Raw genomic sequence first — 26,090 nt, 5'->3', positions numbered from 1 at the left:
CACCGATACCGTGGTCGCGTTCGCGCACGGTGGGGTGGTCAATATCCTGCTCCAGGACATTCTCGGCCAGCCCCGGATCCGCCGCCCCATCGACCTGCTCGATCCGGACGGGCTGGGCATGGCGAACGAGAATCAACTGCACACCCCTACTGTGCCGCATGGCGGCAGGCGGCGCGCACCGGGCATGTCGGTCGAGGGCCGCCCACGCCGAAACCACTCATTCCCCACCCGGCCGGCACGGTCCGCTCTCTCGACCCCGGCGGAGGAGCCATCACCCCCGGGAGCTTCAGCACACACATAGCGATCCCCGGAAAAGAGCCGACAACCTAGAGTTTCGAATTCCGGCAGCCGAATATGCGTGCGGCGTAAGAGAATCAGCAAATCCGATATTCCGCCGCTGTCCAACCCTCTTGCAGCGCAACGAATTGCGCGCGATAGGGTCACCGTGTGTCCGTTCATGGGGGACGGGCAAAGCGGAGGGAATTCACAGAATGAAGTTCGGAAAGATCACTGCTGCCGTTTTCATGGCCGTCACCGCGGTGGGGATCACCGCGGCCACTGCTAATGGTCAGCCCGCTGTGGCGAACGAGTCGGCCGTGGTGACCTCGGGGGACGCGACTTCCGGTGTTGTGCAGGGTATCAACTACAACACCACCGTTTCCCCTTCTGACAAGACCATCACCTGGGCCGTCGACAAGGGCCGGTTCGAGGTCGCCGCGGACGGCTCGGCCGTGCTGTTGAAGTCCGAGGACGGCGCGACCGTCGACCAGGTGCCGCTGCGCTCGGAGGTCGCGGGCCTGCCGATCGCGGTGGAAGAGGAGATCAGCGCCGATGGCCGCACCGTCACGCTGGCCGCCACCATGACGCCCGAGGACAGCGCCGAGCTGAAGGACGTCTCGAACCTGAAGGACATCAGCTCCTACGACCGGCTGATGGAGCAGGTCAACAAGAACCTGCCCGGCATCGCCATCGGCGCCCTGATCGGCTGCTTCGTGCCGTTCCTGTGGATCATCACCATCCCGGCAGGCGCCGTCATCGGTGGTTACGTGATGGGCGGCCAGCCGTTCCTGGACGCGCTGATCGCGTTCGCGACCGGCCAGCCGTGAGCTGAATCGACACAGTAAGTAGGGGTGCGCAGGCATATTGCCTGCGCACCCTTTGTGTTTCGGGAACCGAAACGATCGGGCACCGCGCCGGATTCTTCGATCACCGGGCGAAACCCCAGAACGCAAAAGGCGTTGTGCAGGAACACATCCTGCACAACGCCTTTTCGGCTGCTATCGGCTCAGCGCTGGGCGACCATCGTCGGGGTGATGGGCGCCGGGAGGGCGGTCTCACCCTCCAGGAACGTGTCCACCGCAGACGCCGCGGCGCGGCCTTCGGCGATGGCCCACACGATCAGCGACTGGCCGCGACCCATATCGCCGGCGACGTAGACGCCGGGGATGTTGGTGGCCCAGTTCTTGTCACGCTGGACGTTGCCGCGCTGGTCGTAGCCGACGCCGAGGTCGGTGAGCAGGCCCGGCTTCTCGGGGCCGACGAAGCCCATGGCCAGCAGCACCAGATCGGCTTCGAGGGTGAAGTCGGTGCCTTCGACCTTCTCGAAGCGGCCGTTCACCATCTTCACCTCGTGCGCCTCGAGGCCGGTGACCTTGCCGTTCTTGCCGACGAAGCGTTCGGTGTTCACCGAGAACACCCGCTCGCCGCCCTCCTCGTGGGCCGAGGACACCCGGTACATGAGCGGGTAGGTCGGCCACGGGGTGGAGCTGGCGCGCTCCTCCGGCGGACGCGGCATGATCTCGAACTGGTGCACGCTCTCGGCGCCCTGACGGTGCGAGGTACCGAGGCAGTCGGCGCCGGTGTCGCCACCGCCGATGATGACGACCTTCTTGCCGCGGGCGTGGATCGGCGGCAGGCCTTCGGCGTCGGTGACCGGATCGCCGTGCTGCACCCGGTTGGCCCAGGGCAGGAACTCCATCGCCTGATGGATGCCGTCCAGTTCACGACCGGGAATCGGCAGGTCGCGGGCCTGGGTGGCACCGCCGGCCAGCACGATCGCGTCGAACTGCTCGCGCAGTTCGTCGGCGGTGATGTCGACACCGACGTTCACACCGGTCTTGAAGATGGTGCCTTCGGCCTCCATCTGCGCCAGGCGGCGGTCGATGAAGCGCTTCTCCATCTTGAATTCCGGGATGCCGTAGCGCAGCAGACCACCGATGCGGTCGGCCCGCTCGAACACGGTCACGGTGTGACCGGCGCGGGTCAGCTGCTGGGCGGCGGCCAGACCGGCCGGGCCGGAACCGACGACGGCGACCTTCTTACCGGTGAGCCGGGTCGGGTACACCGGGGCGACCCAGCCCTCGTCGAAGGCGTTCTCGATGATCTCGACCTCGACCTGCTTGATGGTCACCGGGTCCTGGTTGATCCCGAGCACGCACGACGCCTCACACGGCGCCGGGCACAGCCGCCCGGTGAACTCCGGGAAGTTGTTGGTCGCGTGCAGCCGGTCGATACCGTCGCGCCAGCGGTCCTTGTAGACCAGGTCGTTCCATTCCGGAATCAGATTGCCCAGCGGACAACCGTTGTGACAGAACGGAATACCGCAGTCCATGCACCGGCTGGCCTGACGCTGGAGGGTCTCGTGGGAGAAGTTCTCCTCGTAGACCTCTTTCCAGTCCATCAGTCGCAGCGGCACCGGACGCCGCTTGGGCAGCTCACGCGAGGTGTGCTTCAAAAATCCCTGCGCGTCACCCACGAGCAGCCTCCATAATTGCCTCGTCCACGTCCTTGCCGCTCTTCTCAGCCTCGGAGATAGCGAGCAGCACCTTCTTGTATTCGCGTGGCATAACCTTCACAAAGTGGTTCACCTGCTGCGACCAGTCACTCAGAATGCGTTCGGCCACAGCCGATCCGGTCTGGTCGCGGTGCTGCGTGATGATGTCGCGCAGCCAGGTGAAGTCGTCGCCGGACAGCGGCTCGATGGCATCGGCCTGGTCCGGGTTCACCTTCGCTTCGAAGGTGCCGTTCGGGTTGTAGACGAACGCCACACCGCCCGACATACCGGCGCCGAAGTTGCGGCCGGTCTCACCGAGGATGACGACCTTGCCGCCGGTCATGTACTCACAACCGTGATCGCCGACGCCCTCGACCACCGCCGTGGCGCCCGAGTTACGCACCGCGAACCGCTCACCCACGATGCCGTTGATGAACGCCAGGCCGCTGGTCGCGCCGAACAGGATCACGTTGCCGGCGATGATGTTCTCTTCGGCCACGAACTCCGGCGGCGCGGTGGGCGCCGGGCGGACCACGATGTGGCCGCCGGACAGGCCCTTGCCGACGTAGTCGTTGGCATCGCCCTGCACCCGCAGGGTGATACCGGCCGGGACGAACGCGCCGAAGCTGTTGCCCGCCGAACCGGTGAAGGTGATGTCGATGGTGTCGTCGGGCAGACCCGCGCCACCGTAGAGCTTGGTCACCTCGTGGCCGAGCATGGTGCCGACCGTCCGGTTCACGTTGGTGATCTTGGTTTCGAACTTGACCGGCTTGCCGCGCTCGAGCGCATCGGCCGACTGGGCGATGAGCTCGTTGTCCAGCGCCTTGTCCAGCCCGTGGTCCTGGGTCTTGGTGCAGCGGCGGTCCTGGTACATGAACGCCGTCTCGACGTCGTCGAGGATCGGCGACAGGTCCAGCTTGGCCGCCTTCCAGTGCTGCTTGGCCTTGCTGGTGTCGAGCAGGTCGACCCGGCCGATGGCCTCGTCCAGCGTGCGGAAGCCCAGCGAGGCCAGCAGTTCGCGCACCTCTTCGGCGATGAACATGAAGAAGTTCTCGACGAATTCCGGCTTGCCGGTGAAGCGCTGGCGCAGAATCGGGTTCTGCGTGGCCACACCCACGGGGCAGGTGTCCAGATGGCACACCCGCATCATGATGCAGCCGGAGACCACCAGCGGCGCGGTGGCGAAGCCGTACTCCTCGGCGCCGAGCAGCGCGGCGATCATCACGTCGCGGCCGGTCTTCATCTGGCCGTCGACCTGCACCACGATGCGGTCGCGCAGACCGTTGAGCAGCAGCGTCTGCTGGGTCTCGGCCAGGCCGAGCTCCCAGGGACCGCCCGCGTGCTTGAGCGAGGTGAGCGGCGAGGCGCCGGTGCCACCGTCGTGGCCGGAGATCAGCACCACATCGGCGTGCGCCTTGGACACACCGGCGGCGACGGTGCCGACGCCGGGCTCGGCGACCAGTTTCACGTGAATCCGCGCCTGCGGATTCGCGTTCTTCAGGTCGTGGATCAGCTGGGCCAGATCCTCGATCGAGTAGATGTCGTGGTGCGGCGGCGGCGAGATCAGGCCGACACCGGGCGTGGAGTGCCGCACCTCGGCGACCCACGGGTACACCTTGTGCGCGGGCAGTTGACCGCCCTCACCGGGCTTGGCACCCTGGGCCATCTTGATCTGGATGTCGGTGCAATTGGTCAGGTAGTGCGCGGTGACACCGAAACGACCCGAGGCCACCTGCTTGATCGCGCTGCGGCGCCAGTCGCCGTTCTCCTCGACCTCGAACCGAGCCGGATGCTCGCCGCCCTCACCGGAGTTGGAGCGTCCACCGAGCCGGTTCATCGCGATGGCGAGGGTCTCGTGCGATTCGGCGGAGATGGAGCCGTAGCTCATCGCACCGGTGGAGAACCGCTTGACGATCTCGCTGGCGGGCTCGACCTCGTCGATCGAGATCGGCGCGCGCTCACCGGACTTGAACTTGAACAGGCCGCGCAGCGAGGCCAGCCGCTCGGACTGGTCGTCGACCAGCTTGGTGTACTCCTTGAAGATCGAGTACTGCCCGGTGCGGGTGGAGTGCTGCAGCTTGAACACGGTGTCCGGGTTGAACAGGTGGTACTCGCCCTCGCGCCGCCACTGGTATTCACCGCCGACCTCGAGCTCGCGGTGCGCGCGCTCGGTGCGGTTCTCCAGGAACGCGATCCGGTGCCTGGCCGCGACCTCGTCGGCGATGTCGTCGAGGCCGATACCGCCCAGGTGCGAGCGCAGACCGGTGAAGTACTCGTCGACCAGGCCCTGATCCAGGCCGATCACCTGGAACAGCTGGGCGCCGTTGTAGGAGGCCAGGGTGGAGATGCCCATCTTGGACATCACCTTCAGCACACCCTTGCTCGCGGCCTTGTTGTAGTTGGCCACGGCCTTGCGGAAATCGGCGGCGTGATCGCCGGTGCTGCCCGGCAGCTCCAGAGCGCCGCGCTCCATCATGTCCTCGATGGACTCGAAGGCCATGTACGGGTTGATGGCCGCCGCGCCGAAGCCGACGAGCATCGCCATGTGGTGCACCTCGCGGGCGTCACCGGCCTCGACGACCAGCCCGACCATGGTGCGGGTGCGCTCGCGGACCAGATGGTGATGCACCGAGGAGGTGAGCAGCAGCGACGGGATCGGCGCCAGCTTCTCGTTGGACTCACGGTCGGACAGCACGATGATGCGGGCGCCGCCGTCGATGGCGGCCGAGACCTGGGTGTTGATGGCGGCCAGCGCCCTGCGCAGACCCTCGCCACCCTCGGCGACCGGGTACAGGCCGCGCACGACCACCGAACGCAGATCGGGGTGCGAGCCGTCGTCGTTGATGTGCACGAGCTTGGCCAGCTCGTCGTTGTCCAGGATCGGCTGCTCGATGGCGATCTGCTTACAGGATTCCGGGCTCGGATGCAGCAGGTCGGCCTCTGGACCGATATTGCGCTTGAGGCTGGTGACCACCTCTTCCCGGATCGCGTCCAGCGGCGGGTTGGTGACCTGCGCGAACAGCTGGGAGAAGTAGTCGAACAGCAGCCGCGACCGGCTCGACAGCACCGCGATCGGGGTGTCGGTGCCCATCGAACCGAGCGCCTCACCGCCGGTCTTGGCCATCGGCGCGATCAGCAGGTTCAGTTCCTCGGTGGTGTAGCCGAAGATCTGCTGCCGGATCAGCACCCGGTCGTGCGACATGTGCACGTGCGGGCGGTCGGGCAGATCGGCCAGCCGGCTCACGCCCGCGTCCAGCCATTCCTGGTACGGGTGCTCGGAGGCGAGCTGATCCTTGAGCTCGTCGTCGCCGACGATGCGGCCCTGCGCGGTGTCGACCAGGAACATGCGGCCGGGCTGCAGGCGGACCTTCTTGATCACCTTGGCCGGATCGATGTCGAGCACGCCGACCTCGGAGGCCATGACGACGAGGCCGTCGTCGGTGACCCAGATGCGGCTGGGGCGCAGGCCGTTGCGGTCGAGCACCGCACCGATGACGGTGCCGTCGGAGAAGCACACCGATGCCGGGCCGTCCCACGGCTCCATCAGCATCGAGTGGTACTCGTAGAACGCGCGTCGCTTCGCGTCCATGGTCTCGTTGCGTTCCCAGGCCTCGGGAATCATCATCAGCACCGCGTGCGGCAGGCTGCGACCGCCCAGGTGCAGCAGCTCGAGCACCTCGTCGAAGCGGGCGGTGTCGCTGGCGCCGGGGGTGCAGACCGGGAAGATCTTCTCCAGCCGGTTCTTGCCCGCGGAGTCGGTGCCGAAGACATCGGAGCGCAGCAGCGCCTCACGCGCGCGCATCCAGTTCTCGTTACCGCTGACGGTGTTGATCTCACCGTTGTGCGCGACCCGGCGGAACGGGTGGGCCAGCGGCCAGGACGGGAAGGTGTTGGTGGAGAAGCGCGAGTGCACGATGCCGAGCGCCGACTCCACCCGGTCGTCCTGCAGGTCGAGGTAGAACGCCCGCAGCTGCGGGGTGGTGAACATGCCCTTGTAGACGAAGGTCTGCCCGGACAGGCTCGGGAAGTACACCGACTCGCGGCCGACCGCGCCCTCACCGGCGCCGGACTTGCCGAGCTCGCGCTCGACCCGCTTGCGGATGACGTAGGCACGACGCTCCAGGTCCATCCCGGACAGCTGCTCGCCGTCGGCGGGGGAACCGATGAAGATCTGCCGGAAGGTCGGCATGGCATCGCGCGAGAGTGCGCCGAGCGAGGACTCGTCGATCGGCACCTCACGCCAGCCGAGGACGGCGAGGCCCTCTTCCTTGACGATCTTGTCCACGCCGTACGCGGCGACGGCGGCTTCGCGACGGGCCTGCGGCAGGAAGGCGATACCGGTGGCGTAGGAGCCCTCCGGCGGCAGCTCGAAGTCGACCACGGCACGGAAGAACCGGTCCGGCACCTGGATCAGGATGCCTGCGCCGTCACCACTGTTGGGCTCGGCGCCCGCGGCACCACGGTGCTCCAGGTTCAACAAGGCGGTGATGGCCTTGTCGACGATGTCACGGCTGCGGCGGCCGTGCATGTCCACGACGAAGGCGACGCCACACGCGTCGTGCTCGTTCGCCGGGTCGTAGAGACCGATGGGTCCAGGTGACCTGTGGCCAGGAAGTTGCGTCATGCCTCTGCCTTCAAGAAAGTCGGCCCTCGATTCGGGCGGCCGTCGAAGACGGCCTGTCGAACGCCTCCGTCAAGACTGCGCCGGTACCTTCGGGAAGCCAGCCGCGCTGATGGTTCCCTGTATCCGATTCGCGGCGCTCGCCGCTGGGTGCAGTCACGTCTCTAGTTGTCCACCCGCTCCTGTTATGCAGTAGGGGTGCTCGGTGGTAACGGAACGCTTACGTGTTCCTTACCGCCGCGCGGGGTTGTGCCCGCTACGCTCGGCACCGGGTCAGGGTGCCTGTACGGGCGTTCGGGCACCGAACATTCTGTGTTCGGCGTAAGAGCAAACGATAAGTCAGGTCCCGAGCCCAACCAACTTAGGTTTCGCTAATAACCAGGTCTAGCTGGGCTTCTTCATTCAGGTCCTCCACGTGTGCGCGTCGTCCAGTGTAAAGCAGCATCCGGGCACTGATCGATCCCGTTCCGTGCAGGTCGGAGGGGGTTGTCAGGGGGCTTCCCGGAGGGTGACCGAGCGCGCCATTGCGCTCGAACACCCGCTTTCACCTGCATCGAAGCAGATTTCCCCGCGCCGGAGCCGGACAAACCATTCGTGGTGCGGCTAACCATTGCGCGGGCCGATGAGATATTTCCGACAGCGTTGTGACGAGCACAGAACATGATCCGACCGTCCGGCCTGTTTTACCCGATGTGCGCTTCAGCACACTTGCAGCAAACGGCGCCCGAGTGGTCTTCGACACATCTGATCGTGGTCTCGGCCGCGTGTGACGCCGGTCCGGATCTCGTTGCGGCAGCGCGGTCTTCGGCACATAGGGCGCTACCTGCGGCATCGGATCCGCGCGCGCGGCGGTCCGCCCCGCCGATCTCCGCCGCCGGCGACATCGACGCCGGCTGTGAGGCTGACCACATCACCCGCTCCGCGCTCGGTGGATCGGCAGATCGCCTGTCACGCTGTGACAACGAATCCGTGACACTTTCGCCACGCGCGGGCGATCGCCGTGGCAGTCGAGAAGCGAGCTGCGCGCGAACATCGGGGCCGAGCGCGACAAGGACTCGGACATAGAGGATGTGGGAATCCCATGACCGTCATCGGCATGCTCACCTGGCTCGGCGGGGACAGGGCCGGCGCCCGGCCTGATATCGACGACAGCCGAGAACACAGTGCATACGCGCTCACCGGCGCGGTGGTCGTGCTGTTCGCGGTGGTCGCGGGAGCGGTCACCGGTGCGGCGGGTGCGGCTTCGGGATGGCCTGCCTTCGGTGTGATCGCGGCGGCGGTGATCGTCGTGCTGCTGGCGGGCACCGTCGGCAAGGCGCTGGCCACGGTCGACCCGGAAACCGTGCTGCGCCGCGACGGCGAGACCGGCGACCGGCGCGGTTCGATCGGGCGGGTGGTCGTGGCCGCCCTGACCGGGGTGCTGCTGGCGGAACTGGCCTCGACCCTGCTGTTCGGCGGCACCATCGACCGGCTGCTCGATGAACGCGGTGCCGCCGCGGCGGCCTCGACGCCGTCCGTGCGCGATGCCCGCGCCGATCTCGACCGGGCCCGCACCGACCGTTCCAACCTGAACCAGACGATCGCGCAGGCGCAGGCCGATATCGACAAGGCCCTCATCACCGCGCGCTGCGAATACAACCCCACCCCGGAATGCCCGCAGACCCGGATCACCGGCGTCCCCGGGCGCGGACCGGAATCACAGACCGCCGAAGACATGCTCGCCGACGCCCGCGCCCAGCACGCCGCCGCGCTGGACCGGATCGCACCACTCGACCAGGCCGTCACCGATGCGCAGGTGCGCGTCGACGCCGCCGAGACCGCCGCCCTCGCCGCCGCCGACCGTGGACTCGGCGCGCGCTGGGTCGCCATGCACGACCACACCACCGCCCACGCCGGCGCCCTGCTGCTGCGGCTGCTGACGGTGACCGCGTTCGTGCTGCTCGCACTGCTGCCGCTGATCCTGCGACGCTGGCGCGGGGAAACCGCGCAGGACCGGCGGCTGGCCGCCGACACCATCCGGGACCGGGCCGAGCGGACCGCCGATGCCGCCATCGCGGTGAAGCGAGCCGAAGTGCGCACCGAGGCCGAGCGGTTGCGCGCCGATCAACAGCTCACCGCCGCCCGGCTGGCCGTCGAGGCCGATACCGCCATCGACCGGGAACGCCAGCGCACCCGCGTCATCGCCGCCATCGGCGGCCTGGAGATCGGCATCACCGAACCCCCGCGCCGGGCCGTCGGCGCGGGCGCGACCGCCGAACTACCGGCCGGAACTCCGGCCGCCGACCGAAAGGACCCCACCGTGTCGCACGACGGGATCGCCAGCCCGACGAATCTGCCCGCCCCGGTCGGCGCGAACGCGATCGCCCCGGCACCGGGCCCCCTCGCCCCCGCGGTGCCGGCGGCAGCGCCCGACCGGTCCGAACGCTCCGGTGCGGGTGGCGGACTGGAGTTGCCGCTGATCGGTCAGGTGCCGTTCACCGACACCGCCGCCCGCTGGATCCGCCCGCTGGTCCCCTCCTTCGTCGCCAACGCCATCGATACGGCGACCCATCCGCTGCGTACCGCGCGCCAGGCGTTCGAAGAGGTCGAGGAGATCACCTTCACGCTGCGCCGCACCCGCAAGGTCACCGTCGACTCCGAAGACTCGGCCGCCCAAGCCGCCCCGCAGGTGGGCTACCAGGTGCCGCCCGGGTACCAGCTGACGCCGGGCACGCCGGAGTACTGGCACGCTCAGCGCATCGCCGCCGCGGCCGTCGACCCCCAGGTGCCGCACTACTACCCGACCACCGACCCCCGCTACTCCACCGATCCGCGCTATTCGGCACTGCCGCAGGCCTCGGCCTCCGGGTACGGGCTGCCGTCGGCCACTCACGATGAACTGCCCGGCCGACAGAGCCCGGAGCTGCCCGGCCCGTCGGGCCCGCGTGAACTGCCGCCCGGTCGCTGAGCACCGTCCGCCCCGGACCCGAGCCGTGGCCGCGAGCACACGCCCGAACCGACGGTGGCCTCGGGGGCGAACTATGAGAGCCCGGCAGCGGCGGCGCGGTTCATCGGGCGGATCCGGGGCGGTTCACAACGGGACGGGGGCGCGCTTGTCCGGTCTCACCGCCGACGGCGCCGACCGGCCTGGCGGGCGCGCACCAGCGCATACGCTGCCAACCATGCCCGATAGCCAGCTCACGCCCGAAGCCTTCGGTTCCAAACCGTGGGGTTCGCGACTGCTCGGGCCCGCAGATGAGAAGTCCGGGATCCGGCGGGTGCGGATTCAGCTGCTACTGACGATTCCCTTGATCGGGGCCAACCTGATCGGGATCGCGGTGGCGATCGTGCTGATCGGGTTCGTGCTGCCGGGGCCGACCATCTTCACCCTGCGGCTGCTGCCGCTCAATGCGATCGCCGCGCCGCTGTATGCGGTGCTGGCGGTGGTCGTCGGCCTGCTGTGGGGAACGGTATCGGGGCTGCGGACATTGCGCTGGGCGACCGATCCCGAACATGTGCCCACCGAGGCCGAACAGCGCGCGGCCGTGCGGGTGCCGCGGCGGTTGGTGCGCCAGCAGGCATGGCTGTGGTTCGGCGGTGCCGTGGTGCTGAGCCTGCTCTACGGGCTCGCCGATCCGGCATTGATCCCGAAGATCGTGCTCGGCATCGGGTTCAGCGCGATCGTGGTGTGCGCCAACAGCTATCTGATCGCGGAGTTCGCGTTGCGTTCGGTGACGGCGCGGGTGCTCGACGCCGCTCCGGGGCAGGTCATCCACAGCATCGGCGTCTTCGGGCGGACCATGCTGATGTGGTTGCTCGGTTCGGCCGTCCCGGTGGCGCTGTCGATGGTGGTGGCGCTGTTGTCGCTGACCGGTTTCGACGTCAGCACCGAACGCATGGCGGTCTGCGTACTGACCCTCGGCGGCGCCACTTTGATATTCGGGATGCTGTTGATGATGCAGGCCTCGGCCGCGACGGTGGCGCCGATCCGCGGGGTGCGCCGGGCGCTGCGGCAGGTGGAGGGCGGCGACCTGAATGTGGCGGTCACCGTCTACGACGGCACCGAATTGGGCGAGCTGCAAAGCGGATTCAACCGGATGGTGCACGGGCTGCGGGAACGTGAACAGATCCGCGACCTGTTCGGCAGGCACGTCGGCCACGAGGTCGCGGTCGCCGCCATCGGCAGCAATCCGCAATTGGGTGGCCAGGAGTGCGAGGCGGCGGCGCTGTTCATCGACATCATCGGTTCCACCACCCTGACCGCGACCCGCCCCGCCGCCGAGATCGTCGCCATCCTCAACGAATTCTTCGCCATCGTGGTCGACGAGGTGGAACGCCACGGCGGGCTGGTCAACAAATTCGAAGGTGATGCGGCGCTGGCGATTTTCGGCGCCCCGGCACCGCTGCCCGATGCGGCGGGCTCGGCCCTGGCGTGTGCTCGCGCCATCCGCGTCCGGCTCGACGCGCACTCCTCCGACTTCTCCGCCGCCATCGGGGTGGCCGCGGGGCGGGTGGTCGCAGGCAATGTGGGCGCGCATCAGCGCTATGAGTTCACCGTCATCGGCGATGCGGTGAACGAGGCCGCGCGCCTGTGCGAGCTGGCCAAACAGGATCCGGGGCTGCTGCTGAGTTCGGCATCCACCGTCGCCTCCGCCGATGCCGAGGAGGCAGCGCAGTGGAAGCTGGGCGAGTCGGTGACGTTGCGCGGCCGTACTCAGCGCACCGAACTCGCCCGGCCCCGGACGAAGTGAGCGCGACCGGTCGGACAGGACGCTCACCACGTCACCCGATGAGCGGTTCAGCGCGACGACTCCCCCGTCAGCTCCGCGCGGCCCGCGAGCGGAACGCAAGTACCGCCGCCACCAGCAGGATGCCCGCGATGCCGACCGAGGCCAGGTGAATGCCGGTGACGAACGATTCGTGTGCCGACGTCAGCAGCGCCGAGCCGGCCGCCTCCGGTAGCTGCCGCGCCAGTTCCGCCGCACCGCCCAGCGATTCGGCGGCCGCGCCGGACGCCTCCGACGGCAGCTCCGCCAGGTCGAGCCCATTGCGGAACACCGCCATCACCGCACTGCCGAGCAGCGCCACACCGAGCGCGATACCGGTTTCGTAGGCGGTCTCGGAAATCGCCGCCGCCGCACCGGCCCGCTCGACCGGAGCCGAGCTGACCACCAGATCCGACGACACCGTCAGCGCGATGCCGACGCCGGTGCCGATCAGGCCGAAGCCGAGCACGAACGGCACGATCCCGGTCGCGGCGTCGGCGGTCAGCCAGCAGAACAGCGCCGCACCGACCGCCGCCACGGCCAGTGATCCACCGAGCACCGCGGTCGGCCGCCAGCGCTGCACGAGTACGGCGGCCAGCAGCGAGCCGACGACGCTTGCCGCGAGCCCCGGCAGGAGCAGCAATCCCGCCTGCATCGGCGAGCGGCCGAGCACCAGTTGCAGGTACTGCGAGCCGAAGAACAGCACGCCGGCCAGCGCGAAGACCGCGAGCAGGTTGGTCAGCACCGCCGTGCGGAACTGCGGCACCGCGAACAGTCGCAGGTCGAGCATGGGCTGTTCGATGGTGCGCTGCCTGCGCACGAACAGCACGCCCGCGACAACGCCGACCACACCGGCGACCATCGGCACCGCGCGCACACCGTGCGCCGCGAATTCCTTGACCGCGTACACGAACGGCACCAGCGCCAGCATCGACAGCACCGCGCTGGGGATGTCGAAGCGGCCCGGGTTCGGGTCCTTCGATTCCGGGATGAGCAGCGGTCCGAGCGCGACCAACACCAGCATCACCGGCAGGTTCGCCAGGAACACCGAACCCCACCAGTAGTGCTCGAGCAGCCAGCCGCCCAGCAGCGGACCCGCCGCGGCGCCACCACCGGCCATGGCACCCCAGACCGCGATGGCGAAGGTGCGCTGACGCGGGTCGAGGAACATCGCGCGGATCAGGCCGAGGGTGGCAGGCATCAGGGTCGCGCCGGTGATGCCCTGCAGTACGCGAGCGGCGATCAGCATCTCCGGGCTGACCGACCAGGCCGCGAGCAGCGAGGCGAGCCCGAAGCCCGCCGCGCCGATCAGCAGCAGCTTGCGCCGGCCGATCCGGTCGCCGAGGTTGCCCATCACCACCAGTAGGCCGGCGAGCACGAACGAGTAGACGTCGATGATCCACAGCAGCTGGGTGGTGCTCGGCGCCAGATCGGCGCTGATGGCGGGCACCGCGATATCGAGGACGGTCGCGTCGACCGCGAGCAGCAGCAGGGCAAGGGCCAGCACGGCCAGGCCGATCCAGTCCCGGGTGGTGGCGCGGGGTGGGGTGTCGCGCAGGTCGGGGCCGATCCCGGTGGTGATGTCCATGATCCTTCTCGACTTCCGTCGTTCGTGATTCTTACCGTCCAGACGGTATAGTACCGAACATTACCGTCCAGCCGGTATAGTGAATTCCGTGACAACCACCACCCGCGACCGCATCCTGGACGCCCTGGAAACACTGGTGCTGGACAAGGGCATGTCCCAGGTGACCCTGGAGAACGTCGCCGCCACCGCCGGCGTCTCGAAGGGCGGGCTGCTCTACCACTTCAAGAGCAAGGACGCCCTGCTCGCGGGACTGGTCCGGCGGCTCACCGAACGCGCCCGCACCCAGCTGGAAGATTCGGTGGCCGCGGGCGGTTCGGTGGCGCAGTGGTATCTCCAGATCCCGAACCCCGACTCCGCCGACGAAGCACTCGAGCTCGAGCTGTACCGATCGATGCTGGCCACCATGCGCACCGTCGACGCCAATGCGGGCCCGGAGGCCGACGCCGTCCAGCAGGCCTTGGCCGAGATGATGACCTCCTGGTCCGACGGCCTGGACGACGAGATCGACGATCCGGTGCGCGCGGACCTGATCCGCCTGGTCGGCGACGGGGTCTACCTGCGCGCCCTGCTCGGCCTGCCCTCGATCGACCCGGAGCGCTACCGGCGCGTGGTCGACCATCTACTGCGCTGAAGGCGCCCGGCGCACCCGGCCCCGACGGCAGTGCCCGCGCTGCACCGCGTCATCGGCGGGCTCGGCGCTCGCCGACCGGTTACACTCGGCCGCGTGCCACCAGCCGAAACGGCCGGTGCCGTCGGGGCGGGGAACGATCCGGTACCGGGGACTCTCGGAACGACGGTGCCGATCCGTCCGATGACCTTCCGCGAACTGCTCGATACGCCGTTCGCGCTCATCCAGTCGGCCATCCGGCCGCTGGCCGGTTTCGGTGCGACGCTGCTCGTGCTGGCCGAACTCGTCATCACCGGTGTGACGGCCGGCGTCGCGCGGCTGTCCGATGACGACGATGCCGCGGTCGCGTGGGCGGTGGTGGTCAGCACCCTGGTCTGCCTCTGGCTGGTCCGCATCGCGCTGCGCGGGCTCACCACCGCGATCGGCACCGGTGTGATCGCGGGCGCGCCCATCGATTGGCGCACCGCGCTGCGGCGTTCCGGGGCGCGGCTGGGCCCGCAACTGGTGTTCGGATCGCTGTTCACGCTGGTCGGCGTCGCGGTGCTCGGGCTGGGCACCGTGCTCATCATCGGGCTGCCGTTCGCCCTGCTGTGGCTGGGCTGGCTGCGCGCCAATCGTTTCGTGGCGGTGCCGGTGATCTTCGCCGAAGGTGCGAACCATCGGACCGCGGTGGCGCGCTCGAAATTGCTCATCGCGGGAGCCCAGTGGCCGACGGTATGGCTGTGGCTGTGTCTGCGCGCGCTGCTGTTGCTGACGGCCTTGCCGCTGCTCGGTATCCCGTGGTTCCTCTCCGATTTCTCCGGCACCCATCGTTGGGCGGTCATCGTCCTGACCACCTCGGCGGTGCTGCTGATCGTCGCGTTCGGTGAGATCGTCGAATCCGCCACCAGGGTGGTGGTCTACGTGGACCGCCGCTGCCGGCGCGAAGGCATGGACATCCGGCTGCCCGCTCCCGCGCCGGTCGCCCAGGGGGTGCGATGGCCGAGCTGAACACCCCCGACAACGGCTCGGCGCCGCAACCACCTCGGCTCGGCTCGGCCGCCGAGCACCGCGCCGCCGCCGACTCCGCGCTCGAGCGCCGCGATTACGACTCCGCCCTGCGGGAACGCTTCCGCGCCACCCTGCGCGGGCTCGAACAGCGCGGCCTGCTCGACGTCCGCCGATCCCGTACCGCCGCCGAGACCGCGGACGAGGTCACAGCCGCGGCCGCCCCGGTGCAGCATGCCGACGAATTCCGGCCCGCCGCACACAGTTTCGACGAGGTCGTCTACGGCGGCAGGCATGCGACCGAGGACGAGTACCGCAGGCTCGAATTCGTCGATCAATTCTCCGCGGCCGCGCCGGCACCGGCGGCCGAACCCCGCGAAGTCGACGCCGCCGAACGCACCTCACGCACCCGCCGGAGCCTGCCGCCGCTGCCGGATCTGCTGCGCGACCCGAAGTTCTGGGCCACCCTCGCCGGCATCGCGGTGCTGATTCTGCTGCTGTGGGCGGCACTGCAATCGTGCGACGCGCCCGACGCTCCCCCGCCACCGCAGCCGCCGGACATTCCGCCGGACCTGCCGGAACCCGACTACCCCGAGGACGTCGACCCCGACTTCGGCTCCGGATCGGATTCCATCTTCGAACGCCTGCCCGCGCCCGTCGCCTTCGGCGGCCTGCAGTTCCTCATCGCGGGGGCTCTGCTGGTGTGGTGGCGGGCGCGACGGCGCGGCGCGCTGGTCGGGGAACCGCGCCCGGTCGAAGTCACCGCCAATGAGCTGCTCGCCGGGCAGGCAGCGCTGTACCGGCGGTCGAAAGACTACGAATACGTCGCTGCGAAACTGCGTGCGGCCACCCTGCGCCGGGTGCGTTCGCCGCTCGGGATCACCGCCGATACCGCGCCGGATCAGGTGGCAGCCGCACTCACCGCACGCACGGGTGCGGACCCGAACTGGGTGTACACCGCGCTCTACGGGCCGGTACCCGATGAACACACCTTGGAAATGGTTGCCGCGCAACTCGAATGGATCGAAGCGGAGGTCTCGTGACCAGCATTGACACCAGCAAGGCGCCGAGCGCCGAGGAGGCGGCGGCCGCGTTCGCGGCGCTGCGCACCGAGATCGGTAAGGCGGTGGTCGGCAACGACAACGCCATCATGTATCTGGTGCTCGCGCTGCTGTGCCGCGGCCACGTGCTGCTCGAAGGCGTTCCGGGCGTGGCGAAGACGCTGCTGGTGCGTGCACTGGCCACCGCATTGGATCTGGAGCATTCCCGGGTGCAGTTCACCCCGGATCTGATGCCGGGTGACGTCACCGGCTCGCAGATCTACGACCCGCACACCACCGAATTCACCTTCCGCTCCGGCCCGGTGTTCACCAACCTGCTGCTGGCCGACGAGATCAACCGCACGCCGCCGAAAACTCAGTCCGCGCTGCTGGAGTCGATGGAGGAACGCCAGGTCTCCGTCGACGGGACCCCGCGCCCGCTGCCGGATCCGTTCGTGGTGGTCGCCACCCAGAATCCGATCGAACAGGAAGGCACCTATCCGCTGCCCGAGGCGCAGCTGGACCGCTTCCTGTTCAAGGTCGACATCCAGCTGCCCGAACGCGACGACGAATTCCGCATCCTGCAACGGCATGCCGGCGGTTTCGATCCGCGCGATCTGGCCGCGGCCGGTCTGCGCCCGGTAGCCGGTCCGGCGCATATCGCCGCGGGGCGGGCCGCGATCGGCACCGTCACGATCAGCCCCGAGGTGCTGGCCTACATCGTCGACATCTGCCGAGCCACCCGGGCGGCCCCGGCCGTGCAGCACGGCGCCTCCACCCGCGGCGCGACCGCGCTGATGGCGGCGGCCAGGGCGTTCGCCTGGTTGAACGGACGCGGCTTCGTTACCCCGGACGACGTGAAAACCGTTGCGGTGGCGGTGCTGCGGCATCGGATGCAGCTGCGCCCGGAGGCCGAGCTGGACGGGGTGAGCGCCGAAGGCGTCGTGCGGTCGCTACTGCTCGCGGTCCCGGTTCCGGTGTAGGCCCGTGGTCGTCACCGGTCGGTTGTTCGCCGTCGCCGTGGCGGCGGCGCTGGTGGTCACCTTCGTGCTGCCGTCCTGGTTCGGCGTCGCCGTGCTGAGCGCGCTGCTGGCGGTGGCGGTGCTCGTCGATCTCGGTGCGGCCGGTAGCGCCGCCGCGCTGACCTTGACCAGAGATCCGCTGACGGTGGTGCGGCTCGGACGCAGCACCGACGTGGAGCTCGTGGTGACCAACACCGGCCCGCGCACCGTCCGCGGTGTGCTGTGGGACGACTGGCCCGGCAGCGCGCACGCCGCCGGTCGCACCCACCGGCTCGCCGTCGAGCCGGGCACCCGCACCCGCTACCGCACCACCCTCACCCCCACCCGGCGCGGTGATCGGGTCGCCGGGCCGATCACCGTGCGCGTCATCGGCCCGCTTGGCCTGGCCGGACGGCAGACTCGGCACACGGTGCCCGCCCGGGTCCGTGCGCTGCCGCCGTTCCGCAGCGAGAAACTGCTGCGCTCGAAGGTCAAACGACTGCAGCATCTCGAGGGCCGCACGGTGGCGAACATGCGCGGGCAGGGCACCGAATTCGATTCGTTCCGCGAGTATGTCGCCGGCGACGACGTGCGCGCGATCGACTGGCGCGCCACCGCTCGCGCCGCCGACGTCCTGGTGCGCACCTGGCGCCCGGAACGCAACCGGCACATGCTCATGCTGCTCGACACCGGCCGCGTCAGCGCCGGACGGGTGGGCACCGGCGGTGCGGACGGCACCCGGCTGGATGCGAGCATCGAAGCGGCGTTGTTGTTGGGCGGGCTGGCCGCCGCGGCCGGCGATTCGGTCGATCTGCTCGCCTTCGACCGTCAGGTGCGCGCGGAGGTGCGCGGCATCGGCGGCAGACGGCTGCAATCGAAGCTGATGCACGCCCTGGCCGGGGTGACGCCGGCGCTGGTCGATACCGATACCGCCGCCCTGGTGCGCGCCGCCATCGACCGCACCCGGCGGCGCAGCCTGATCGTCTGGTTCACCACTCTCGACGGCGCCGCGGTGCAGGAGAATCTGATGCCGGTGCTCCCGGTGCTCGCCCATCGTCATCGGGTGCTGATCGTCTCGGTCACCGACCCGGAGGTCGCCGCGGCCGCCACCCGCCGCGACACTCCCGGCGAGCTCTACGGGGCGGCAGCGGCCGAATCGCTACTCGCCGAACGCGCGCTGGTGCGGGAATCGCTGCGCCGCAGCGGAATCGACGTGGTAGCGGCGGAGCCGGCGAAATTGCCGGAAGCGCTCGCCGACGAGTACCTGGAGCTGAAACAGTCCGGAGGGCTGTAGACCACCGGCCCGCGCGATCGGTGGGGCTCTTCGGCCGCACCGTCGCGTGCGCTGGACGGGGCTCCTCGACGCCCCCCACCGCCGGGTCCGGAGATACCTTTCGCCCGCATATGAGCGACAGAATTCCGAGTTGTCGCTCAAAGCCGGGCGAAAGGTGTTTGCCGGTAGCGTCGCGATCCGCTCACGTTCGGGCGACGGCAGGTTTTGTCGCCCACCCGAGGACCGCTGGTGCCGCGACCGGCGCCGCCAGCGCGCGACGCTGCCGTTCGGCCATGACGCTGCCGAGAATCTGGGGTGCCGGGTAATCGCCGGGGCGGGTGATGCCGAGGCGCGCGCAGACGGCGTCGGTGAGGGCATTGCCGAGTTCGACCTGTGCTGCCGGGGTGAGCGTGCGCAGCCGGGTCAGGTACTGACGGACTGCCAGCGCCAGATCGTCGGGCAGCGGGCTCGGATCGAGTCGGGTGGCCCACTCGGCGAGCCAGGGCGGCGGTACGGCGAGCGCCGGGATCGGCAGCCGCTGCTGCCCGTGGACGACGACCGTGCCCGCGAGCACATCGCCGACGCGGCGGGCGTTGGGCGAGCACAGCGAGCTGATCATGGCGATGGCGCCGAACCCGCCGAGCATCCAGAAATCGACGATCGCGCCGGCCAGGCCGCGGGTCAGCGCGTGCCGGAAATCGATCGGGCCGCCGTCGGCGCGCACCACGCGCAACCCGAAGATCAGCTTGCCGAGGGTGCGCCCGCGGCTGAGGGTTTCGCAGGCCACCGGATAGCCGACCAGCACCGTGACCACGGTGACGAGCACCGCCGTGGCCAGCCACGCGGAGTCGAGTTCGCTCGGCAGCAGGAGCGAGACGACGCCCAGCATCAGCGTCCAGCCCAGGATCAGCTGCATGATCACGTCGACGAGGAACGCCGCCGCCCTGGTGGGGATGCGCGCGATGGGCAGCTCCAGGGCCACTGCTTCGCCGGTGGTGAACTCAGCCATGTCGCCTAGCATTCTTCCCAGAGCGGGAGTGGGAGGCAACCGAATGGACGTGGACGCATACAGCTACGCGCATCGCGGGTCCTGGAACCGGCTGGACTTCCTGGCCCGCAAGGGCACCCTCACCGGCGCCGAGGCCGACGAGCTTGTCGCGCTGTATCGGCGCACCTCGCAGCAGCTGGCCCGGTTACAGACCCATAGCCCGGATCCGGAATTGGTGGCTGGGCTGAGCGCGGTACTGGCGCGGGCGCGGGCGAAGGTGCTCGGCACCAGGGCCGACACCTGGTCGGAGGTCGGCCGCTTCTTCACCCACCGCTTCCCCGCCGCCGTGTATCGCGCGTGGCCGTGGTGGGTGTCGGTGGGCGCGGTGTTCCTGCTGGTCTCGGGTGGGATCGCGGGCTGGGTGGCCGAGTCCGATTCGGCGCGTTCGGTTCTCGGCATTCCAGCCGATACCCGCGCGGTCACCGCGCCCGGTGGCGCGTTCGAGACCTACTACTCCGAGCATCCGAACGAGGCGTTCGCCGCGCAGGTGTGGACCAATAACGCCTGGGTGTCGGCGATCGCGCTGTTCACCGGGGTGTTGATCCTGCCCGCGCTGTATCTGCTGTTCATGAACGCGCTCAATCTCGGTGTCACGGCGGGATTGATGGCCGAGGCCGGGCGCTTGGAATCGTTCTTCGGGTTCATCCTTCCGCACGGCACGCTCGAGCTGACGGCGGTCTTCGTCGCGGGTGGCGCGGGCCTGAAACTCGGCTGGACGCTGATCGATCCGGGGCGGTCGAGCCGGTTGGAGGCGGTGGCGCGGCAGGGCAGGACCACCGCCACGATCGCGCTAGGGCTGGTCGGCGTGCTGCTGGTGGCGGGCCTGCTGGAAGGTTTCGTGACCCCGAGCGGCCTGCCCGCGCCGGTGCGGATCGCGATCGGGTTCGCGGCCGAGGCGCTGTTTCTGCTGTACGTGTTCGGTGCGGGCCGGCGGGCAGTGCTGGAACGGGACCGTTCTGAAACCGACCAGACGGTAGCTATCGCGACGGATCGGTGACTGCAGCCATCGCCGAGCACACGGTGAGCGATCACGGCTCTGGCAACCGTTGGCAACGCCGGGAATCGGATCGGTGAAGAACTCCCCCATTTGAGTTCCGCTGGCCGCAGCGAGTCGTGCTCAGCTGCGGCCAGCGTTGCCGTCGACTCTACACAATCGTTATGCCCACGCAACCCTCTGCGCGGCCGCCGAGCGTATAAAGCAGACCGCCCGCAAACCCATGTGAAGTCCTCGTTTTTCACGGTTCCAGCTAACTCACAGCGGCCGATGTGAACCGCGATTTGGTCCTTTCATCTGCAATTGCATTTCGTTTTTCGAGGTCACGGACTCGCTACAGCCGGACACCCCCAGGCGATTAGCCACGCCTACCCGCTCACTACCGGTCGGTACTCACAAGATGGCCCGCTACCTGGGGATTCAGTGTGGATAATGGGGATAGCTGAACGAAGCGTGGCGAGAAAGCGACCGCAGGTTTGTTTATCACGGAACAAACACGATCAGCATCATGCAGAGGGCGATCTACATGTACCAATACACAGTTAACCGGCAGGTTATCCGGTCGCCGCAATGCGATCAGCGCGCTCGACGGCGGGCGCGGATCAGCACCATCGGAGTTACTGAAATCTCTAGTGTGATCTTCGCCTCATCAGAGGTTTAAACGGGTGAATCGGACAGATCCGGCGGCCGTCAGCCCACCCGGACGATCCCCGTGACGGTGCCCTGTAAGAGCTTGCCGCTCTTGGTGATCAACGCCGACATCTGCAACGGATCACCGACGATCGTCGGAGGCAGCACACTGTTCGCCAGTACGCCACCGGTTTCCGGGTCGATCACCGTCAACGCGTAACCATCCAGCGGCGTCGTGGTCGGCAGCCCGATCCGCGACACGGTGTACACCAGGCCGTCCGCGGTCGACAGATGCGGTACCGCCGCGCTGCGCACCGGGCTGTCCCACACTGTGCGGCAACCGTTGTCGTCCACATCGACTCGGGTGAGGCCGCCGGCGAACGGCGCCGTCGGCGGCACCGCGGGACCCGCGCCCTCGGGCACGGCCGGATACGGGTAGCCGTAGGTGCTCGCGACGAACACCGACCGGCCGATCCCGATCGGCGAATTCTCGCTGCCCGCACCGTCTTCGGTCAGCACCGGCCGAGTGCAGACCAACTCCCCGCTGCCGGTGCGGAAGACCAGCAGGCTGACCCGGCCCTCGGCGTTGTCGACGATGGTGAGGTACTCGGCGCCGGTCCGCGGGCCGAAATAGGTGGGGGTGGAACCGGTCCCCCAGCTCAGCTGCCCCGGTTTGCGCGCCGGACCACGCTCATAGGGCGCGCGCCACAACACCTCGGGACCCGAACCACTTGCCCGCAGCTCGTAGAGCGCATGCGTGGTGGCCACCGCGACCCGCCCGCTCGGCGCCGCCGAGATGCTGTTGGCCACCTGCTCGCCGCCGGGCAGCGCGATCGCCGCCACCGCCCCTGCGGGCCGCACGAAGCCGACCACCCCGCCGCCGGTGGCGAACCAGACATTGCCGGACCAATCCGGCACCAGCCCGGTCACGTTGTCACCCGCCGGAATCGAGCCCGCCAGCGGCACGGAGGAGTCGACGGTGAGTTGCCAGCGTCCGGATTCGGTGCGGCGGTGCCCGATTCGCAGCAGATCCCGGTTGCCGTCCACCACCACCAGGCGGTCGGCGTTGTCGAGGTAGGCGTACACACCGCCGAGCAGACTGCCCTTGACCAGCGTCAGCGAGGCCAGCGGCAGGCCGACCGGTGACTGCGGGTCGATCAGGAACACCGTCGGCTCGCGCCCGGCGACCGTGGTGCACAACGCCACCACCAGACCGTCGTTGCCCTGCAACAGGGTCGGGCAGGCGGCGGCCAGCGGATAGATCGTCACCGCGTGCTTGCCGGCGCCCGGACCCGCCAGCGGTGTCGCGTCCGACGAGCCGGCGTCGCCGTGCATGGTCGCGGTGCCGAGCGGTCCCAGATGCGGATTGGGCGGCGCGAGTGGGCCCCAGACCGGTGCGGCGCTCGCGCTGCCCGCACTCATCAGGACACAGGTGGCGAGCAGGGCCAGTGGTGCGCGCATGGCGACCGCCTTTCGTTCGACATTTCCGTCCTATTGGAGACGCTGACGCAAATGCGCCGCCTGCTCGGCGGCCGGCCGTGACCGCGCCAGAACAGTATTGCCGCACCGGCACTCACGCCCGGCGCCGATACCATGGCCGCATGAGTGGGCTTCGTGACCGCATCCTGTCGACCGTCGCCGGACAGCTCGGTAATCCGCACGGCCTGCTCGGCAAGGTGGTCGCGCCGATATTGGATCGCGGCAACGGTCGCGCCGTCGCGGCGGCCGTCGACGCCGCTCTCGAGCCGGACGACACCGCCGGACAACCGCTCGGCGCACCGGCTGTCGCCGATATCGGTTTCGGCGGCGGCATCGGCCTGAAGAAGCTGCTGGGCCGGGTGGGTGCGGACGGCATCGTGCACGGCATCGAGATCTCCGCCGACATGCTCGATCGGGCCCGATCCGGTTTCGCCGGCGATATCGCCGCGGGCCGGCTGCGGCTGGCCGAGGGTTCGCTCACCGCACTGCCACTCGACACCGACAGCCTCGATGCCGCGATCACCTGCAACACCGTCTACTTCGTCGACGACCTGCCCGCCGCCTGCGCCGAACTGGCGCGGGTAGTCCGCCCCGGGGGCAGGCTCGTAATCGGCATCGGCGATCCCGATGCGATGAGGAAGTTGCCGTTCACCGGCTACGGATTCACCCTTCGCCCGGTCGCCGAGGTGATCGACACGCTGCGCGCGGCCGGCTGCGCGGTCGAGCACCGGCGGATCCCCAACCCGCCGATCCCGTTCCATCTGCTGATCGCCCGGCCCGCCGCGTCCTGATCGCACCGGCGCTCACATGAGGGCGCCGCCGTCGACCCGCAGCTCGGTGCCCGTCATATAGCGGCCGTCGTCGGAGGCGACCATGGCGACGACGCCGGCGATGTCCTCCGGGCTGCCGAGTGCGCCGCCGTTGAGCCAGCCGGTGAGCCGCGCGAACAGGCTCGGATCAAAACCCTCCGGCTGCTCCAGGATCGATTTGGTGGTGATCCCGCTGGTGATCCCCGCCGGCACGATGTTCACCGCGCGCAGGCCCTGCTTGGCGTATTCGAGCGCGATGGCATGGGTGAAGCTGGCCACGCCGCCCTTGGAGGCCGCGTAGGCGGCCAGATAGGGCGAACCCTGGAACGCCGCGGTCGACGACAGGTTCACCACCACGCCGCGTCCGGAATCGAGCAGGGCGGGCAGCGCGGCCTGGGTCATCAGGAAGGTGCCGGTGAGGTTCACCCGGATCACCGTGTCCCAGGCGTCGAGCGGCATTTCGTGCGTGCGGGCCGGTCGCAGGATGCCTGCGGAGTTCACCAGCACATCGAGCCCACCGAGGTACTCGAGGGCGGTCTCGGTGCCGGTGCGGACCGAGTCCTGATCGGCGATGTCGAGCCGGACCGTCCGCAGCCGGTCGGCGGCGTCGCCTGCCTTGTCCGCGGTCGCGGCCAGGCCGGGCTCGTCGATATCGACGGCGACCAGCTGGGCGCCCTCATCGAGCAGTCGCAAAGCGATGCCCTGTCCGATACCCGATCCGGCACCTGTCACCACCACCCGGCGGCCGTCAAATCTGCGCATGCCATGAATTAGAACAGGTTCTCATTGTCGGTCAAGCCTGTTCAACGAATTCTGCGGCAACACAATGCAACGCGTTCCACGAGTCAGTGGCCGGCTGCCAGGGGTCTTCACCGCGCCGACCGAGGCTTGCGGGACGACCGTGCTGAACCACGTGCCGACGTGGCGCGTATCACCTGACAGCGCGCAGCAGGCGCGGCAGCGGAGCCCACCACATTTCAGGTGGGTGGGGGTCGGTAGGAGCCGGCGGCGGCGCCGGGCTCCGGAATCAGTGGGGCGGGGCCACATGGGCGGAGAAAGCTATGACACAGACAATGCACACCGATCTGGGCGCATTGCGTTCGATGATCAGCGGGCCGGTGTTCGGTCCCGGCGAGGCGGGCTACGACACCGCCCGCTCCCTCTGGAACGGCGATATCGATAGGCACCCGGCCGCGATCGCCGGCTGTCTGTCCGCCGAAGACGTCTCCGCGGCGCTGTCCTTCGGCCGCGAGCGCGATCTCGAGATCGCCGTCCGCGGCGGCGGCCATGCCTTCAGCGGCTCCTCGTGCGTCGACGACGGGCTGATGATCAACCTCAGCGCGATGAACAAGGTCGTGGTCGATCCGGAGAAGGAAATCGCCAGCGTCGGCGGCGGCGCGACGATGGCCGATATGGATGCCGCCACCCAGGCCCACGGCCTGGCGGTACCCGCGGGCACCATCAGCCATACCGGCGTGGGCGGGCTGACCCTCGGCGGCGGGATGGGCTGGCTCACCCACAGCTTCGGACTCACCATCGACAACCTGGTCGCCGCACAGGTCGTGCTGGCCGACGGCAGCATCGTGCGTGCCTCGGACCAGGAGAATGCCGACCTGTTCTGGGGCCTGCGTGGTGGCGGCGGCAATTTCGGCGTGGTCACCGAGTTCGAATTCCGGCTGCACCGGCTCGGGCCCGAGATCCATTTCGGACTGTTCTTCTGGGACCGCGCCGCGGGCGCCGACATGCTGCGGATGTGCCGCGAGTTCCTCCCGACCCTGCCCGAGCGGGCGGGCGCGCTGATGGGACTCGGCCTGAGCGCACCGCCGGAGCCGTTCGTGCCGGAGCAATACCACCTGATGCCGGGCTATGCCCTGCTGGTGGCCGGTTTCGGCACCGCCGCCGAACATGCCCGGATGGTCGCGCCGATCCGTGACGCGCTGCCGCCGCTGTTCGAATTCGTCACACCCATGCCCTACACGGCATTGCAGAGCCTGCTCGACAACGCCGCGCCCTGGGGCATCTACGGCTATGAGAAGGCCGTGGATATAGACGACATCTCCGACGAGGCGATCGCGGTCATCACCGACGCCATTCCGAAGAAGGCCTCGCCGATGTCGTTCATGCCGTGCTTCTGCCTGGACGGCGCGTTCGCCGCGGTCGCCGCCGATGACACCGCCTTCGGCGGGGCGCGCACGCCGCATTACGTCTGCAATATCGCCGCCGTCGCCCCCGACCCGGAACTGCTGGCCGGAGATCGGCAGTGGGCCAGGCAGACGTGGTCCGCGCTCGGGCCGTTGTCGTCGAACCCAGGCAGCTATATCAACTTCATGGCCGAACCCGATGAGGAGCTGATCCGTAGGTCCTACGGTGCGAAGTACGCGAGGCTGGCCGCGCTCAAGGCGCAGTACGACCCGGGCAATGTGCTGCACCGCAACGCCAATATCAAGCCGGCCTGACCCGGAAACGAGAAAAGC

At 68.9% G+C, this 26,090-nt stretch carries 17 protein-coding genes; 11 read left to right on the top strand and 6 right to left on the bottom strand.

Annotated features, from left to right (window positions below; genetic code table 11):
* Positions 1-491: 491 nt before the first annotated feature.
* On the top strand, positions 492-1,106 hold the full coding sequence (locus tag GV790_RS24805; RefSeq protein ID WP_178128302.1) for a hypothetical protein: 615 nt from the start codon (positions 492-494) through the stop codon (positions 1,104-1,106).
* Positions 1,107-1,285: 179 nt separating this feature from the next.
* Here GV790_RS24805 and GV790_RS24800 read toward each other — a convergent pair whose 3' ends face one another.
* Both GV790_RS24800 and gltB read right to left on the bottom strand, forming a co-directional pair.
* Positions 1,286-2,755, bottom strand: a complete 1,470-nt coding sequence (locus GV790_RS24800) for a glutamate synthase subunit beta (RefSeq protein ID WP_163816626.1) — start codon at positions 2,753-2,755, stop codon at positions 1,286-1,288.
* Positions 2,748-7,397: a glutamate synthase large subunit gene (gene gltB, locus GV790_RS24795; RefSeq protein WP_163816624.1), complete on the bottom strand. Its 4,650-nt coding sequence runs from the start codon at positions 7,395-7,397 to the stop codon at positions 2,748-2,750. Before gltB ends, GV790_RS24800 begins: the two co-directional genes overlap by 8 nt.
* A 1,078-nt stretch (positions 7,398-8,475) precedes the next feature.
* Between gltB and GV790_RS24790 the strand changes: the two genes are divergently transcribed.
* Complete coding sequence (locus GV790_RS24790) at positions 8,476-10,341, top strand: DUF4407 domain-containing protein (protein ID WP_163816622.1); 1,866 nt, start codon at positions 8,476-8,478, stop codon at positions 10,339-10,341.
* A gap of 214 nt (positions 10,342-10,555) precedes the next feature.
* On the top strand, positions 10,556-12,124 hold the full coding sequence (locus GV790_RS24785; RefSeq protein WP_163816620.1) for an adenylate/guanylate cyclase domain-containing protein: 1,569 nt from the start codon (positions 10,556-10,558) through the stop codon (positions 12,122-12,124).
* Between the two features lie 67 nt (positions 12,125-12,191).
* Here GV790_RS24785 and GV790_RS24780 read toward each other — a convergent pair whose 3' ends face one another.
* Positions 12,192-13,727, bottom strand: a complete 1,536-nt coding sequence (locus GV790_RS24780; protein ID WP_163816618.1) for an MFS transporter — start codon at positions 13,725-13,727, stop codon at positions 12,192-12,194.
* 88 nt (positions 13,728-13,815) lie between these two features.
* Between GV790_RS24780 and GV790_RS24775 the strand changes: the two genes are divergently transcribed.
* From GV790_RS24775 to GV790_RS24755, 5 genes are all read left to right on the top strand, one after another.
* A complete protein-coding gene (locus GV790_RS24775) occupies positions 13,816-14,358 on the top strand; it encodes a TetR/AcrR family transcriptional regulator (protein ID WP_163816616.1) in 543 nt (180 codons plus the stop codon).
* Positions 14,359-14,451: 93 nt separating this feature from the next.
* Complete coding sequence (locus GV790_RS24770) at positions 14,452-15,345, top strand: hypothetical protein (protein WP_309139035.1); 894 nt, start codon at positions 14,452-14,454, stop codon at positions 15,343-15,345.
* Positions 15,333-16,385 (top strand): DUF4129 domain-containing protein, encoded by a 1,053-nt coding sequence (locus tag GV790_RS24765; protein ID WP_163816614.1) that lies wholly within the window; start codon positions 15,333-15,335, stop codon positions 16,383-16,385. The genes GV790_RS24770 and GV790_RS24765 overlap by 13 nt, the downstream gene beginning before the upstream one ends.
* Entirely contained in the window at positions 16,382-17,365 is a 984-nt protein-coding gene (locus tag GV790_RS24760; protein ID WP_280498562.1) for an AAA family ATPase, read from the top strand. Before GV790_RS24765 ends, GV790_RS24760 begins: the two co-directional genes overlap by 4 nt.
* A 4-nt stretch (positions 17,366-17,369) precedes the next feature.
* Positions 17,370-18,677, top strand: coding sequence for a DUF58 domain-containing protein (locus GV790_RS24755; RefSeq protein ID WP_163816610.1), 1,308 nt, complete (start codon positions 17,370-17,372; stop codon positions 18,675-18,677).
* A gap of 181 nt (positions 18,678-18,858) precedes the next feature.
* Here GV790_RS24755 and GV790_RS24750 read toward each other — a convergent pair whose 3' ends face one another.
* Positions 18,859-19,665, bottom strand: coding sequence for an RDD family protein (locus tag GV790_RS24750; RefSeq protein WP_163816608.1), 807 nt, complete (start codon positions 19,663-19,665; stop codon positions 18,859-18,861).
* A 43-nt stretch (positions 19,666-19,708) separates the two neighbouring features.
* Between GV790_RS24750 and GV790_RS24745 the strand changes: the two genes are divergently transcribed.
* Positions 19,709-20,701 (top strand): stage II sporulation protein M, encoded by a 993-nt coding sequence (locus GV790_RS24745; protein WP_163816606.1) that lies wholly within the window; start codon positions 19,709-19,711, stop codon positions 20,699-20,701.
* A gap of 687 nt (positions 20,702-21,388) precedes the next feature.
* Here GV790_RS24745 and GV790_RS24740 read toward each other — a convergent pair.
* Positions 21,389-22,789 (bottom strand): hypothetical protein, encoded by a 1,401-nt coding sequence (locus GV790_RS24740; RefSeq protein WP_163816604.1) that lies wholly within the window; start codon positions 22,787-22,789, stop codon positions 21,389-21,391.
* A 140-nt stretch (positions 22,790-22,929) separates the two neighbouring features.
* On the opposite strand from GV790_RS24740, the gene GV790_RS24735 reads away from it, so the two are divergent.
* Positions 22,930-23,598, top strand: coding sequence for a methyltransferase domain-containing protein (locus tag GV790_RS24735; protein ID WP_163816603.1), 669 nt, complete (start codon positions 22,930-22,932; stop codon positions 23,596-23,598).
* A 12-nt stretch (positions 23,599-23,610) separates the two neighbouring features.
* Here the strand turns inward: GV790_RS24735 and GV790_RS24730 are convergent, their stop codons facing one another.
* Complete coding sequence (locus GV790_RS24730) at positions 23,611-24,378, bottom strand: SDR family NAD(P)-dependent oxidoreductase (RefSeq protein ID WP_163816601.1); 768 nt, start codon at positions 24,376-24,378, stop codon at positions 23,611-23,613.
* 299 nt (positions 24,379-24,677) lie between these two features.
* Here GV790_RS24730 and GV790_RS24725 point away from each other — a divergent pair, with 299 nt between their 5' ends.
* Positions 24,678-26,072, top strand: a complete 1,395-nt coding sequence (locus tag GV790_RS24725) for an FAD-binding oxidoreductase (protein ID WP_163816599.1) — start codon at positions 24,678-24,680, stop codon at positions 26,070-26,072.
* Positions 26,073-26,090 lie beyond the last annotated feature (18 nt).

The sequence above is a fragment of the Nocardia cyriacigeorgica genome, from assembly GCF_010858045.1.
Classification (GTDB): Bacteria; Actinomycetota; Actinomycetes; order Mycobacteriales; family Mycobacteriaceae; genus Nocardia; species Nocardia cyriacigeorgica_E.
Note: the sequence above shows the minus strand (reverse complement) of the source record. Positions and strands in the feature narration are given on the sequence as shown.

Coding starts and splice junctions, on each gene's coding strand:
- GV790_RS24740 (WP_163816604.1), bottom strand. CDS start 22,789: ATGCGCGCACCACTGGCCCTGCTCGCCACCTGTGTCCTGATGAGTGCG.
- gltB (WP_163816624.1), bottom strand. CDS start 7,397: ATGACGCAACTTCCTGGCCACAGGTCACCTGGACCCATCGGTCTCTAC.
- GV790_RS24765 (WP_163816614.1), top strand. CDS start 15,333: ATGGCCGAGCTGAACACCCCCGACAACGGCTCGGCGCCGCAACCACCT.
- GV790_RS24790 (WP_163816622.1), top strand. CDS start 8,476: ATGACCGTCATCGGCATGCTCACCTGGCTCGGCGGGGACAGGGCCGGC.
- GV790_RS24750 (WP_163816608.1), bottom strand. CDS start 19,665: ATGGCTGAGTTCACCACCGGCGAAGCAGTGGCCCTGGAGCTGCCCATC.
- GV790_RS24780 (WP_163816618.1), bottom strand. CDS start 13,727: ATGGACATCACCACCGGGATCGGCCCCGACCTGCGCGACACCCCACCC.
- GV790_RS24725 (WP_163816599.1), top strand. CDS start 24,678: ATGACACAGACAATGCACACCGATCTGGGCGCATTGCGTTCGATGATC.
- GV790_RS24735 (WP_163816603.1), top strand. CDS start 22,930: ATGAGTGGGCTTCGTGACCGCATCCTGTCGACCGTCGCCGGACAGCTC.
- GV790_RS24745 (WP_163816606.1), top strand. CDS start 19,709: ATGGACGTGGACGCATACAGCTACGCGCATCGCGGGTCCTGGAACCGG.
- GV790_RS24805 (WP_178128302.1), top strand. CDS start 492: ATGAAGTTCGGAAAGATCACTGCTGCCGTTTTCATGGCCGTCACCGCG.
- GV790_RS24785 (WP_163816620.1), top strand. CDS start 10,556: ATGCCCGATAGCCAGCTCACGCCCGAAGCCTTCGGTTCCAAACCGTGG.
- GV790_RS24730 (WP_163816601.1), bottom strand. CDS start 24,378: ATGCGCAGATTTGACGGCCGCCGGGTGGTGGTGACAGGTGCCGGATCG.